This is a genomic window from Streptomyces sp. NPDC015144, from assembly GCF_043079735.1.
GTDB lineage: Bacteria > Actinomycetota > Actinomycetes > Streptomycetales > Streptomycetaceae > Streptomyces.
Map to the genome: position 1 here is coordinate 1 of NZ_JBIBUU010000023.1, position 13,539 is coordinate 13,539.

Below are 13,539 nucleotides of genomic sequence, written 5' to 3' on the forward strand. Positions count from 1 at the left end.
TCCACACCTACAACCACCACCGCTGCCACACCGCACTCGACGGGCACCCGCCGATCAGCCGCGTCAACAACGCTGCGGGTCAATACACCTAGGACCTGTCTTAGGGAGTTCCGGCGGCCAGCCGGGAGCGGGAGCGGCCGTAGCAGGCGTACACCGCCGAGCCGACGAGGAGGAAGACCGCGAACTGGAGCCAGGTCGCCCAGCCGGTCCCGTACATCAGGTAGAGGCAGAAGACGATGCCCAGGAGGGGGCCCAGCGGGTGGAGGGGGGCCCGGAAGGGGCCCCGTACGTCCGGGTTGCGGCGGCGGAGCACGATCACCGCCGCGTTCACCGCGACCATGGTGGCCAGCGCGCCGATGGTGGTCAGGTTCACCACCATGCCGAGGGAGGAGAAGGCCGCCGGGACCGCGAAGACCACGGCCACGATCCAGGTGTTGGCGACCGGGGTCGCGGTGCGCGGCGAGACCCGTTCGAAGATCCGGGGGATCAGCCCGTCCCGGGACATCGACATCAGGATGCGGGTCTGGCCGTACATCACCGCGAGGACGACGGAGGCGATGGCGACGACCGCGCCGAAGGCGACGATCCCGCCGCCGGCGGACGAGCCGGTGACCCGGTCGACGACGATCGACAGCGCCGCGGGCCGGTCGGCGACCTCCTCGGGGCCCAGCGCGCCGATCGCGCCGAGCGCGACCGCGCAGTAGAGCAGGGTGACCAGGCCGATGCAGATCATGATCGCGAGCGGGATGTTCCGCCGGGGGTCGCGGACCTCCTCGCCCGCGGTGGTGATGGCGTCGAAGCCGATGTACGAGAAGAAGGCCAGCGAGGCCCCTGCGGTGAACCCGCCCGCGCCCTCGGCGAAGAACGGCGTGAGGTTGTCGTGCTCGAAGGCGGTGAAGGCGACGGCGCAGAAGGCGACCAGGATGGTGATCTTGAGGATCGCCATCGCGGCGGTGGCCCCGGCGCTCTCCCGGACGCCGCGCACCAGCAGGGTGGCGGCCATCATGACCACCAGCACCGCGGGCAGGTTGATCACCCCGCCGTCGCCGGGTCCGGCCGAGAGGGCCTCGGGGAGCCGGAGCCCGGCCAGGCTGTCCAGCAGTTCGTTGACGTACTGGCTCCAGCCGACGGCGACCGCGGAGACCGAGACGCCGTACTCCAGCAGGAGGCACCAGCCGACGAGGAACGCGACGCGCTCGCCGAGGGTGGCGTAGGCGAAGGAGTAGGAGCTGCCGGAGACCGGGATGGCGCTGCCCAGCTCGGCGAAGGAGAACGCGGTGAAGACGCAGGTGACCGCCGCGAGCACGAAGGAGAGGACGACGGCGGGGCCCGCCTGGGCGACGCTGTCGGAGAGGCCGACGAAGATCCCCGTCCCGACGACGGCGCCGATGCCGAAGCAGACCAGCTGGAAGAGGCCCATGGTGCGCTTGAGGCCATGCCCCTCCAGGTCCGCGCCGGATTCGGCGATCAGCTGGTGGGGGCTCTTGATGCGCGGCCCGGACGGGCGCAGCGGACTCACGGGGACGGGCTCTTCTCTGGTGGTGCGCGGAACGGGAACGGGGTCCGGGCCTGCGAGCCCGAACCCCGTCGAAGAGCACCATAATAGCCACTTCTCCGCATATTCACCCATTGGGGTGAATGATCATGCGGTGCGTGGTGGGTGACTTCAGCCGGCCGCCGGGGACGCCATCGTCGCGACCAGGACGGCCTTGATGGTGTGCATCCGGTTCTCCGCCTCGTCGAAGACGAGGGAGTGGGCGGACTCGAAGACCTCGTCGGTGACCTCCAGTTCCGCCATCCCGTACTCGGCCTCGATGGAGCGCGCGACGGCGGTCCCGAGGTCGTGGAAGGCCGGGAGGCAGTGCAGGAACTTCACGTCGGCGTTGCCGGTGGCGCGGAGCACGTCCATGGTCACGGCGTAGGGCGCCAGCGCCGCGATGCGCTCGGCCCAGACCTCCTTGGGCTCGCCCATGGAGACCCAGACGTCGGTGGCGACGAAGTCGGCGCCCTTGACGCCCTCGGCGACGTCCTCGGTGAGGGTGAGGGTCGCGCCGCTGGCGGCGGCGAGCCGGTGGGCCTCGGCGACGACGTGGTCGGCCGGCCAGTACGCCTTCGGTGCGACGATCCGGACGTCCATGCCGAGCAGGGCGCCGGTGACCAGGTAGGAGTTGCCCATGTTGAAGCGGGCGTCGCCGAGGTAGGCGAAGGAGACCCGCTCCAGCGGCTTGTCGCTGTGCTCGGTGATGGTGAGGAGGTCCGCGAGCATCTGGGTCGGGTGCCAGTCGTCGGTGAGCCCGTTGAAGACCGGCACGCCGCCGTGGGCGGCCAGCTCCTCGACGGCCGCCTGGCTGTCGCCCCGGTACTCGATGCCGTCGAACATCCGGCCGAGCACGCGCGCGGTGTCCTTCACCGACTCCTTGTGCCCCATCTGTGAGCCGGAGGGGTCCAGATAGGTCGTGGCGGCGCCCTGGTCGGCGGCGGCCACCTCGAAGGCGCAGCGCGTGCGGGTGGAGGTCTTCTCGAAGATCAGCGCGATGTTCTTGCCGCGCAGCCGCTGGGTCTCGGTCCCCGACTTCTTGGCCGCCTTGAGCTCGGCCGCCAGCTCGATCAGGCCGCGGAACTCCTCGGCCGTGAAGTCCAGCTCCTTGAGGAAATGGCGGCCTGCAAGGTCTATGGCCATGATTCGGCTCCTGGGTCGGGCGAGGGTCGCGCGTACGGTATCCCTGGAAGTCTATACGACCCTCTGCATCGCTATACGGAAAGGTCGGGCCCTCCGCGCGCCCGCCCGGGCCTCCCCCGCGCTCCGCCCGACTCCGCGGCCCCTTCCGCCGCCCCGTCACACCGCGTCGCGCACCACCGGGCAGCTCATGCAGCGCGGGCCGCCCCGGCCCCGGCCGAGTTCGCTGCCGGGGATCTCGATGACCTCGATGCCCTCCTTGCGCAGGAAGGTGTTGGTGGTGGCGTTGCGCTCGTACGCGACGACGACGCCCGGCTCGACGGCCAGCACGTTGCAGCCGTCGTCCCACTGCTCGCGCTCGGCGGCGTGCACGTCCTGGGTGGCGGTGAGCACCCGGATCGCGTCCAGCCCCAGGGCGCGCGCGATCGCCCGGTGCATCTGCTCGGGCGGATGGTCGGTGACCTTCAGGTCGCGCGGGCCGTCACCGGGCTCGATGGTGTACGAGCGGAGCATGCCCAGTCCGGCGTACTGGGTGAAGGTGTCGCCGTCGATCATCGTCATCACCGTGTCGAGGTGCATGAACGCCCGTCGCTTGGGCATGTCGAGCGCCACGATCGTGTGGGCCGAACCGGCGTCGAAGAGGCCCCGGGCCAGCATCTCGACCGTCTGGGGCGCGGTGCGTTCGCTCATCCCGATGAGCACCGCGCCGTGCCCGATGACCAGGACGTCCCCGCCCTCGATGGTGGACGGGTAGTCGTCCAGCCCCTCCGACCAGTGGTGGAAGGGGCCCGCCTCGGGGCCGGTGAAGAGCGGATGGTGACGGTAGATCGCCTCGAAGTGGACGGTCTCGCGCTGCCGGGCCGGCCACCGCATCGCGTTGATGGAGACCCCGTCGTATATCCAGGCCGAGGTGTCCCGGGTGAAGAGGTGGTTCGGCAGCGGGTGCAGCAGGAAGTCGTCCAGGTCCATCACATGGAAGCGGACGGAGGTCGGCTCGCGGTGCCCGGCCAGGAACTCCCGTTTGGTCATGCCGCCGACCAGCGCGTCGGCCAGCTCCGCGCTGGGCAGTTCCTCGAAGGCGGCCCGCAGGTGCTCGGTGGCGAGCGGGCCGTACTCCTTCTCCTCGAAGACCCGGTCCAGGACGAGCCGTCTGGCCACCGGGATCTCCAGCGACTCACGGAGCAGGTCCCCGAAGAGGTGCACCTCCACGCCCCGGTCGCGCAGCACGTCCGCGAAGCCGTCGTGCTCCTGGCGGGCGCGGCGCACCCAGAGCACGTCGTCGAAGAGGAGCGCGTCCTTGTTGCTGGGGGTGAGCCGCTTCAGTTCCAGATCGGGGCGGTGCAGGATGACGCGGCGCAGCCGCCCGGCCTCGGAGTCGACATGGAATCCCATGTCTCCATCCTCACCGGGGACGGCCCCGTTCACTCCCGCGAATCACCGGCGGTCCACGGGCCGCCGTGCCCCGGGCGCCGGTCGCGACGGCCCGTGGACCGCCGCGACCGGCGCCGGAGCGGCTCACCGGCCGGGGTCAGAGCCTCGGGTCGACCGGCTCCGACTCCAGGGCCAGCACGGCGAACACCGCCTCGTGGACCCGCCACAGCGGCTCCCCCTCGGCCAGCCGGTCCAGCGCTTCGAGCCCCAGCGCGTACTCCCGCAGCGCCAGCGACCGCTTGTGGCCGAGGAACCGGTCGCGCAGCCGCTCCAGGTTCTCCGGGCGGGTGTACTCGGGGCCGTAGATGATCCGGAGGTACTCCCGGCCGCGCACCTTGACGCCCGGCTGGACGAGCCGGTTCTTCCCGTCCCGGACCAGCGCGTCGAGCGGTTTGACGACCATGCCCTCGCCGCCGGCGCCGGTCATCTCCAGCCACCAGTCGATGCCGGCGCGCACCGACGCCTCGTCCCCGGTGTCGACGACGAGCCGGCCGGTGGCCCGCAGCAGCCCGGTCGGGTCGTGCGCGACCAGGCGGTCGAGCCAGGCCAGCTGCTCGTCGTGGGCCACCGCGGCCAGCGAACGGCCCCGCACGGCGAGGACCTGGAACGGCGCGAACCGCACACCGTCCAGCCCCTGGGTGCTCCAGCAGTACCGGCGGTACGCCTCGGTGAACGCGGCGGCGTCCTCGGTCCGGCCCCGCTGGCGTCCGGCCAGCGCGCCGACGTCCACGCCCCGGGCCGCCGCCGCGGCCAGGGCCGCGTTGGCCTCCGGGAGGACCGCGCCGGACGCGGCACCGACCGCGGCGTACTGCGAGCGCAGCAGCCCGGCCGCCTTCAGGGACCAGGGCAGGAGCTCGGCGTCGAACAGCACCCAGTCGGTGTCCCACTCCGCCCAAAGCCCGGCCGCGGTGACGGCGGCGCGCAGCCGGCCGAGGATCTCCTCGGTCAGCGCCCCGTCGTCGAGGAACGGCCGTCCGGTACGGGTGTACAGCGCCCCGGTCGGGCCGCCGGCGGTGCCGGGCGCGTCCGGGTCTCCGCCCACGCCGAACCGCTCCCGGGCGGCCGCCCCGTCCCGGCAGACCAGGGCCACCGCGCGCGAGCCCATGTGCTTCTCCTCGCACACCACCCGGGCGACCCCGTCCGCCCGGTACTGCGCGAAGGCCTCGGCCGGGTGCTCCAGATAGCCGTCCTCGCGCGAGGTGGCGGTGGGCGCCATGGTCGGGGGCAGGTACCCGAGCAGCCGCGGGTCGACGGCGAACCGGCTCATCACTTCGAGCGCGGCGGCGGCGTTCTCCTCCCGGACCGCGATCCGGCCCATGTGCCGGGTCTCCACGATCCGCCGGCCCCGGACGTCGTCGAGGTCGAGCGGCCGACCCTCCCGGCCGCCGGGCGCCTCGGTGGTCAGCGGCCGGACCGGCTCGTACCAGACCTTCTCGGCCGGTACGTCGACCAGTTCCCGCTCCGGCCAGCGCAGCGCGGTCATCTTCCCGCCGAAGACGACCCCGGTGTCCAGGCAGATCGTGTTGTTGACCCAGGAGGCGTTGGGGACCGGGGTGTGCCCGTAGACCACGGCGGCCCGGCCCCGGTAGTCCTCCGCCCACGGGTAGCGCACCGGCAGGCCGAACTCGTCGGTCTCGCCGGTGGTCTCCCCGTACAGCGCGTGCGAGCGGACCCGGCCCGAGGTGCGGCCGTGGTACTTCTCGGGCAGCCCGGCGTGGCAGACGACGAGCGCGCCGCCGTCGAGGACGTAGTGGCTGACGAGCCCCTCGATGAACTCCCGCACCCGCTCCCGGAAGGCCGGGTCCTTCTCGTCCTCCCGGTCCAGCTGCTCGATGGTCTCGGCGAGACCGTGGGTGTGCTGGACCGTGCGGCCCTTCAGGTAGCGGCCGAGCTTGTTCTCGTGGTTGCCCGGTACGCACAGGGCGTCGCCCGAGGCCACCATGGACATGACCCGGCGCAGGACGCCCGGGCTGTCGGGGCCCCGGTCGACCAGGTCGCCGACGAAGACCGCGGTGCGCCCCTCGGGGTGCGTGCCGTCGACGTAGCCGAGCCTGCCGAGCAGGGTCTCCAGCTCGGAGCTGCACCCGTGGATGTCACCGATGATGTCGAAGGGGCCGGTGAGGTGGCGCAGGTCGTTGTAGCGGCGCTCCAGCACCACTTCGGCATGGGCGGCCTCCTCCTCGGTGCGCAGGATGTGCACCTTGCGGAAGCCCTCGCGCTCCAGGCCGCGCAGCGAGCGGCGCAGTTCGCGGCGGTGGCGCTGGATGACGTGGCGGGGCAGGCCGGCGCGGTCGGGACGGGTCGCGTTCCGTGCGGCGCAGACCTCCTCGGGCAGGTCGAGGACGATCGCGATGGGCAGCACGTCGTGGCTCCGGGCCAGCCGGACCAGCTGTTTGCGGCTCTCGGACTGCACGTTGGTCGCGTCCACGACGGTCAGCCGGCCGGCCGCCAGCCGCTTGCCGACGATGTAGTGGAGCACGTCGAAGGCGTCCGAGCTGGCGCTCTGGTCGTTCTCGTCGTCGGCGACCAGGCCGCGGCAGAAGTCCGAGGAGACGATCTCCGTGGGCTTGAAGTGGTCGCGGGCGAAGGTGGACTTGCCGGAGCCGGTGGCCCCGACGAGGACCACCAGGGAGAGGTCGGTCACCGGGAGGGTGCGCGGGGTACTGGTCATGCGGCGTTCGCCTCCTTCTCGGCGGTGGTCGCGGTGGCTCCGGTGGCGGTGGTTCCGGTCGGGGTTGCTCCGGTGGCGGTGGTTCCGGTGGCGGCCGTGGTCTCCTCCGCCGTGCCCCGGGTGAAGACGGCCATCTGGGTGGGCGGTCCCACCTCCGGGTCGTCGGTCCCCACGGGCACGAAGGCGACCCGGTAGCCGTGGCGCCGCGCCACTTCCGCGGCCCAGGACCGGAATTCGGCCCTGGTCCACTCGAAGCGGTGGTCGCCGTGGCGCACATGCCCGGCGGGGAGGGTCTCCCAGCGGACGTTGTACTCGACGTTCGGCGTGGTCACGAGGACGGTCCGGGGGCGGGCCGCGCCGAAGACGGCGTACTCCAGCGCGGGCAGCCTCGGCAGGTCGAGGTGTTCGATCACCTCGCTGAGCACGGCCGCGTCATAGCCCTTGAGCCGCTTGTCGGTGTACGTGAGCGAGCCCTGCAGGAGCTCCACCCGGTCGGCCTGCCGCTCCCCCATCCGCTCCAGCTTCAGCCGCCGGGCCGCGATGGTGAGGGCGCGCACGGACACGTCGACGCCGACGATCTCCTTGAACGCCGGGTCCTTGAGCAGGGCCTGCACCAACTGGCCCTGACCGCAGCCCAGGTCGAGGACGCGGCTCGCACCGGCGGCGCGCAGCGCGCCGAGGATCGCGGCGCGCCGCTGCTCGGCGAGCGGGACCGGCTTCTCCTCGGTGTCGGCCGTCTCGTCCACGGCGTTGTCGAGGGCGTCCACGTCGAGGTCGTCCGACTCGGCGAGCCGCACCAGTTCGAGCTGCTGCATCGCCTGCCGGGTCAGCCCCCAGCGGCGGGAGAGATAGCGGCTGGTGATCAGCTTCTGCTCGGGGTGGGCGGCGAGCCAGCCCTCACCCGCCCGCAGCAGCTTGTCGACCTCGTCGGGGGCGACCCAGTAGTGCTTGGCGTCGTCCAGCACCGGCAGCAGCACGTACAGCTGCCGCAGCGCGTCGGCCAGCCGCAGCTCGCCTTCGAGCACCACCCGCACGTACCGCGAGTCGCCCCACTCCGGGAACTCCTCGTCCAGCGGTACGGCGACGGCGTCCACCTTCGTCCAGCCCAGCGGGGCGAAGAGCTTGCGCACCAGCTCCGCGCCGCCCCGGGCGGGCAGCGCGGGCACCTCGATCCGCAACGGCATCGGCGCCTGCGCCCGCTCGGGCAGCGCCCGGCACACTCCCTTGAGCGCGGACTTGAAGACCGTGCTCATGGCGACGGACATCAGCGAGGAGGCCGCGTACGGGCGGTCGTTGACGTACTGCGCGAGCGCCGCGTCGGGAGCGCCGCCCCGGCCCTTGCCCCGGCCCCGGCGCACCAGGGCGACGGGATCGACCTCCAGCAGGAGCGCCGCTGTGCAGCGCTCTTCGGACGCCTCGGGGTAGAAGACATGGGCGATGCCATGGGAGGTGGAGAACGCCTGCGCCTTCTCGGGGTGCTTGTGCAGCAGAAAGCCGAGATCGGTCGCCGGACGCTCCGGATGGCCGGTGGTACTGATTGTCAGGAACACGCGTCCGAGTATGAGTCGCCCGTTCTGCCCCCACCAGGCATTTTCCCCTGCCCGGCCGCCCGGCCCGGGCCCTTTCCCCCGCCCGCGCCCCCGTCCCGCCGCTGGTCACGTTCCGGCCCCGAGCACACCGGCCAGCTCCGCGACGGTCCCCGGGCCGACCCGGCAGCAGCCGCCGATCAGCCGGGCCCCGGCGGCCGCCCAGCGGCCCGCCTCCGCCGCGGTGAACGTGGGGGCGCCGGCCCAGCCCCGGCCGCCCGGCTCCCACCGCTCGCCGCTGTTCGGATAGACGACGACCGGCTTTCCGCTCACCTCGGCGGCCACCTCCACCGCCCGGCCCGCCTCCGCCGGATCGCAGCAGTTCACCCCCACGGCCAGCACGTCGTCGCGCCCCCGGACCAGGCCGAACGCCATCTCCAGCGACTGCCCCGCCCTGGTCCGGCCGCCCGCCACGCTGTACGAGAGCCAGACGGGCAGCCCGCACCCCTCGACCGCCCGCAGCAGGGCCTCGGCCTCCTCGGTGTCCGGCACCGTCTCCAGCGCCAGCACATCGGGCCCGGCGGCGGCCAGCGCCTCGATCCGGGGCCGGTGGAAGCGCTCCAGCGCAGCGACGGAGAGCCCGTACCGGCCCCGGTACTCGCTGCCGTCCGCCAGCATCGCCCCGTACGGGCCGACCGAACCGGCGACCCAGACGTCCCGCTCCACCGCCCCGGCCGCCCGGCGCGCCAGCCGGACGCTGCGGGCGAACAGCTCCGCCGCCTCCGCCCGGCCGATCCCGCGCCGGGCGAACCCCTCGAACGTGGCCTGGTACCCGGCCGTGGTGAGCACCTGCGCCCCGGCCCGCGCGTAGGCGGTGTGCGCCGCCTCGATCCGGTCCGGCCCGTCGATCAGCAGGCGGGCCGACCACAGGGCGTCGGACAGCTCGCAGCCCTGCGCCTCCAACTGGTTGGAGAGCCCGCCGTCGAGGAGGACCGGCCCCGCCGCCAGGGCCCGCCCGAGCGGACGGACCGGTGCGGCGCCGCTCCGGCGGGGCTCCCCTCCGGAGCCCGACGGACCGGCGGGAGCCGAGGGACCGACGGGGCCCGTCGCGCCGGCGGGACCGGTAGGGGCGGGGGACATGGGGCGGCCTCCTCGGGACTCAGCCCAGCTGGGACATGACCTGCGAGGAGATCAGCTCCAGGTGGTCCAGATCGTCCAGGTCCAGGACCTGGAGGTAGATCCGGGACGAGCCGATCGCACCGTACTGACCGATCTTGTCGACCACCTCGGCGGGCGAGCCCGCGAGCCCGTTCGCCTTCAGCTCCTCGACCTCGCGCCCGATGACGGCGGCGCGGCGCGCGACCTCCGCGTCGTTCTTGCCGACGCAGACCACCAGGGCGTTGGAGTACACCAGGTCGTCCGGGGCACGGCCGGCCGCCTTCGCCGCGTCCCGCACCCGGCCGAACTGCTTCTCGCTGTCCTCCAGCGAGGCGAACGGGATGTTGAACTCGTCGGCGTAGCGGGCGGCCAGCCTCGGGGTCCGGGTGGCTCCGTGACCGCCGATCAGCACCGGCACCTTGGCCTGGGCCGGCTTGGGCAGCGCGGGCGAGTCGGTGAGCTGGTAGTAGGTGCCGTCGAAGCTGTACGTCTGGCCGACCTCGGTCGCCCAGAGCCCCGTGACGATCTCCAGCTGCTCCTCCAGCCTGCCGAACTTCTCCTTGGGGAACGGAATCCCGTACGCCTTGTGCTCCTCTTCGAACCAGCCCGCGCCGAGGCCGAGTTCGACCCGGCCGCCGGACATCTGGTCGACCTGCGCGACCTGGATGGCAAGCACGCCGGGGAGCCGGAAGGTCCCCGCCGTCATCAGCGTGCCGAGCCTGATCCGGCTGGTCTCGCGGGCCAGCCCGGCCAGGGTGATCCAGGCGTCGGTCGGGCCGGGCAGCCCGTCCCCCGGCCCCATGCGCAGGTAGTGGTCGGAACGGTAGAAGGCGTCGAAGCCGAGGTCCTCGGTCGCCTTGGCGACGGTGAGCAGGGTGTCGTAGCTCGCCCCTTGCTGGGGCTCGGTGAAGATGCGGAGATCCATGCCTCCATCCTGCACCTCCGGTCACCCTCCGCCGCGCTCCGGCCTCCCCCGGGCGATGTCACCCCCGGAATCCCGGGGCCGCGGCGGCCCCGGGGACCGGACGGCCGCGCGGCCGCTCCCGGAGCGGCCGCCCCCTGAGCCTGTCACCGCAGGTCCGGTCACTCCCGGAGCCGGGCACGGCCCCGCCCGGCGGTGGTCGCGCCCGTGGGACGGACGACCGCTCCGTACGATCCGTACGGGCCGTCGCGCTCCCGGCCGCGCTCCAGATCCTGCTGCCGCTCCCGGTCCCGCTCGTCGAGACGGCGGAGCATCCCGTGGACCCGGTCCATCGACTCGTCGGCCGCGTCGATCGCCTCCATGCACTGCCAGTAGAGCCCCTGCTCGTCGGTCTCGCAGGCCACCCCGACCAGGGCCATCCCGACCTCCCCAAGGAGGGTGCACAGCTCCGTCAGCACCGCCCGGGGGTCGGAGAGCGCGGAGAGCTGCGCCGCCCGCGCCACCCCGGCCCGCGCCGCGGGATGCTCCAGCGTCCCGCCGCTGCGGCCGCCGATCTCGCTCAGACCGCACGCCTCACCCTGTAAATCCTTGGGCCCGTCGACCGCCAGGCGGCTGCCGATCGCCTGGGCCAGCGCCTGCGCCTGCCAGGCCTCGGCGATGATGTCCGGCGTCCCCCTGCTCTGCGCCAGGGCACGCCGGCTGACCGCCACCAACCGTTCCGCTTCCATGCGTTCCCCCGTCCGTGCGAAAACCCGCTCACCTCATCCATTACCCACAGTGAGGTCAGCAGCACCGAAAAGCCAGAGGAATTCGGAAATCTATGGACACTAAATCGATTGTGGACAAGTCGATCACTCCGAAGAGTGACGATCGCCGGATTCGGGTGGGTTCCTGCGCCCCGGCGCGGGGAACCGGGACTCGTTCCGGTCGATCTTCTCCGACAGTGCCACGAGGGCGTCGATCCCCAGCACCTCGCAGAACTGGAGGAGGTACGCGAGCACGTCCGCGACCTCGTCCGCGACCCGGTGCGCCGTCTCCGGCCGCTCCATCACCCGGGCCGACTGCTCCGGCGTCAGCCACTGGAAGATCTCCAGCAGTTCGCTGGCCTCGACGCTGAGCGCCGCCGCCAGGTTCTTCGGTGTGTGGTAGGGCTCCCAGTCCCGTGCGGCCGCGAAGGCGGCGAGCCGTCGTTGCAGTGTCTGTACGTCGAGTTCGGTCACGGGCCCAGGTCTACCACCGTCACTCCGGGCGCCTCCCGGGCCCGTGACGCTCCCGGTTCGCTGACCGTGCCGACCAGCCGGAGATGTCCGGCGGCGCCGATCGACGCGGCCAGGGCGAGCAGTTCGCGCAACTGCCGCCCGTCCAGGTCCCGGTCCAGCCCGTCGGTCAGCACCGTGAGGGTCTGCATCGCCGGCGGCACCTCGCGCACCGAGTCCACCGCCAGCACCCCCGGGTCGGTGAGGAGCACCAGGGCGAGGGCCAGATACCGCAACTCGCCGTCCCCGAGGCGGCCGACCGGGGTGACCGCTCCCCCGTCCCGGCCCAGGGTCGCCCGCAGCGATCCGTTCGCGAGCCGCTCCACGCCCAGGGCCGTCACCGGACCGGCGCACCCGGCGCGGGCCGCCGCGACCAGCCGGGCATGCCGACGCCCGCACCGGGTGTGGCGGTCCAGCGCCGCCGCGAGGTTGTCGCAGCCGCGCCGCAGCCGGCCGTCACCGGCCGCCACGGGGGCCCGCATCCGCTGCGGCTGCGGTTCGCACGCGAAGACCGAGCGGAGCGCCACCACCGTCTGTTCGGCGGCGGCCAGGACCCGTAACTGCCCCTCCGTCCGGCCCGCGACACGCAGCGGCAGCAGGGCCGTGCCGAGCCGGTCGTCGGGGAGCGGCGCCCTGGTCACCGGTACCGTGCCCGCGGTGTGCCAGGCCGCCTGGACCATGGAGCGGCCCGGGTCGCGCAGCGCGGTGCTGAGCAGCGTCTCGCCACCGCCGGTGAGCCGTTCGCCGACGATCCGCAGGGCGGGTTCGGCCTGGACGGCGATGTCGAGCCGCACCGGTCCCGCCGGGCCGTCCGTCGTGCACCCGATCCGGAAGCCGCGCCTCCCCTGCGCGTCGGCCGCCGCCCGCTCGGGCACGCACCCCGCCGGGTCCGGGAACACCTCCGCCAGCGGCTCCCCGCCGCCGAGGCGGGCCAGTGCCTCGTACGCCCGCAGCGCGCTCGTCTTGCCGCTGCCCCCGGGCCCGCCGAAGAGGGTGACCGGGCCGATCGGGAAGACGGCGCCCCGGTGCGCGGCGAAGGCGGACAGCCGCAGCTCGGTGACGACGGGTCCGGCGGAGCGCCGCGCGGCCTCCGGACCGGCCGGGCGACGCGTGGCGGCGGGCGGGCGGCCGGGCCCGGAGGGGCAGGCGGGCGATGACGGGGTGACCCCCGGTCGGAGTGCGGTCATGGGCGGGACGGTAGGCGGACCACGGTCCGGCGAACCGTTCCTCCTGAACGACCTTCCTACGATCGGGGTACTGAGGCGTCCAGCCCCGCCGGACGGCGCCCCGGTCGGCTAAGGACGTACCACCCGGACCGGGACCGACCGGATCAGGACGGCCACATCAGGCCAACCGGCTCACAGCCACCGGATTCGGGCCGACCGGTCCAGGCCGACGTCCGGGCCGACCGGGTTCAGGGGCCGGTCAGCCCCGCCGCCGTCACCCCGTCGACCTCCATGCCGACCGGGGAGAGCAGGAAGACGTTGCGGTCGACCCGGTGCATCCCGCTGCCGAGGCCGAAGACCACCCCGCTGGTGAAGTCCAGGATCCGCTTGGCCACGTCGGACTCGGCACTGGTCAGGTCGAGCAGCACCGGGACCTGCGCGACCAGGTACTCGGCCACTTCCCGGGCGTCCGCGAAGACCTGGACGCGCAGCACGACGAGGCGCCGCTGCCCGGCGGCCGGGCTCTCCTCGGGGACCGCGCGGTGGTCCACCCGGGACGGCCACTCGTTGCGGCCCCGCAAGGGCACGACCTGGGCAAGCCCCTCCCACTGCTCGTCCGTGACGTCGTACCTGTCGTACCTGCTCACCGGTCCACCCCGTCTGTGCTTCGGTTGGCGTTGCGCCGGCTGCGCTCGCTGTTCATCGGGCAATTCTCTCGCCGCTCACCCGTTC

At 73.1% G+C, this 13,539-nt stretch carries 11 protein-coding genes; all 11 read right to left on the bottom strand.

The annotated features are described in order from the left end of the window. Positions 1-100: 100 nt before the first annotated feature. The gene (locus ACF08W_RS29835; RefSeq protein ID WP_392281168.1) at positions 101-1,519 is read right to left on the bottom strand and encodes an amino acid permease; all 1,419 of its coding nucleotides are present in this window, start codon (positions 1,517-1,519) and stop codon (positions 101-103) included. 147 nt (positions 1,520-1,666) lie between these two features. Continuing rightward, on the bottom strand, positions 1,667-2,680 hold the full coding sequence (gene argF / locus ACF08W_RS29840) for an ornithine carbamoyltransferase (protein ID WP_392281169.1): 1,014 nt from the start codon (positions 2,678-2,680) through the stop codon (positions 1,667-1,669). A gap of 156 nt (positions 2,681-2,836) precedes the next feature. Next, positions 2,837-4,069, bottom strand: a complete 1,233-nt coding sequence (locus tag ACF08W_RS29845) for an arginine deiminase (RefSeq protein WP_352273132.1) — start codon at positions 4,067-4,069, stop codon at positions 2,837-2,839. Positions 4,070-4,205: 136 nt separating this feature from the next. After that, entirely contained in the window at positions 4,206-6,779 is a 2,574-nt protein-coding gene (locus tag ACF08W_RS29850; RefSeq protein ID WP_392281170.1) for a polynucleotide kinase-phosphatase, read from the bottom strand. Further along, on the bottom strand, positions 6,776-8,329 hold the full coding sequence (locus tag ACF08W_RS29855; protein ID WP_392281171.1) for a 3' terminal RNA ribose 2'-O-methyltransferase Hen1: 1,554 nt from the start codon (positions 8,327-8,329) through the stop codon (positions 6,776-6,778). The genes ACF08W_RS29850 and ACF08W_RS29855 overlap by 4 nt, the downstream gene beginning before the upstream one ends. Positions 8,330-8,434: 105 nt before the next feature. After that, positions 8,435-9,445 (bottom strand): homocysteine S-methyltransferase, encoded by a 1,011-nt coding sequence (gene mmuM / locus ACF08W_RS29860; RefSeq protein WP_392281172.1) that lies wholly within the window; start codon positions 9,443-9,445, stop codon positions 8,435-8,437. A gap of 19 nt (positions 9,446-9,464) precedes the next feature. After that, positions 9,465-10,388: an LLM class F420-dependent oxidoreductase gene (locus ACF08W_RS29865; protein WP_352273136.1), complete on the bottom strand. Its 924-nt coding sequence runs from the start codon at positions 10,386-10,388 to the stop codon at positions 9,465-9,467. A 158-nt stretch (positions 10,389-10,546) separates the two neighbouring features. After that, positions 10,547-11,113, bottom strand: coding sequence for a DUF6099 family protein (locus ACF08W_RS29870; protein WP_352273137.1), 567 nt, complete (start codon positions 11,111-11,113; stop codon positions 10,547-10,549). A gap of 123 nt (positions 11,114-11,236) precedes the next feature. Then, positions 11,237-11,605, bottom strand: a complete 369-nt coding sequence (locus ACF08W_RS29875; protein ID WP_392281173.1) for a nucleotide pyrophosphohydrolase — start codon at positions 11,603-11,605, stop codon at positions 11,237-11,239. Then, complete coding sequence (locus ACF08W_RS29880; protein WP_352273139.1) at positions 11,602-12,828, bottom strand: ATP-binding protein; 1,227 nt, start codon at positions 12,826-12,828, stop codon at positions 11,602-11,604. The genes ACF08W_RS29875 and ACF08W_RS29880 overlap by 4 nt, the downstream gene beginning before the upstream one ends. Positions 12,829-13,055: 227 nt before the next feature. Next, positions 13,056-13,454 carry a cell division protein SepF gene (locus ACF08W_RS29885; RefSeq protein WP_385205731.1) on the bottom strand — a complete coding sequence of 133 codons (399 nt, stop codon included), beginning with the start codon at positions 13,452-13,454 and terminating at the stop codon, positions 13,056-13,058. Positions 13,455-13,539: the final 85 nt, after the last annotated feature.

Excerpts from the sequence above, each read along its gene's own strand:
- argF (WP_392281169.1), bottom strand. The coding sequence starts at position 2,680 with ATGGCCATAGACCTTGCAGGCCGCCATTTCCTCAAGGAGCTGGACTTC.
- ACF08W_RS29845 (WP_352273132.1), bottom strand. The coding sequence starts at position 4,069 with ATGGGATTCCATGTCGACTCCGAGGCCGGGCGGCTGCGCCGCGTCATC.
- ACF08W_RS29850 (WP_392281170.1), bottom strand. The coding sequence starts at position 6,779 with ATGACCAGTACCCCGCGCACCCTCCCGGTGACCGACCTCTCCCTGGTG.
- mmuM (WP_392281172.1), bottom strand. The coding sequence starts at position 9,445 with ATGTCCCCCGCCCCTACCGGTCCCGCCGGCGCGACGGGCCCCGTCGGT.
- ACF08W_RS29865 (WP_352273136.1), bottom strand. The coding sequence starts at position 10,388 with ATGGATCTCCGCATCTTCACCGAGCCCCAGCAAGGGGCGAGCTACGAC.
- ACF08W_RS29870 (WP_352273137.1), bottom strand. The coding sequence starts at position 11,113 with ATGGAAGCGGAACGGTTGGTGGCGGTCAGCCGGCGTGCCCTGGCGCAG.
- ACF08W_RS29880 (WP_352273139.1), bottom strand. The coding sequence starts at position 12,828 with ATGACCGCACTCCGACCGGGGGTCACCCCGTCATCGCCCGCCTGCCCC.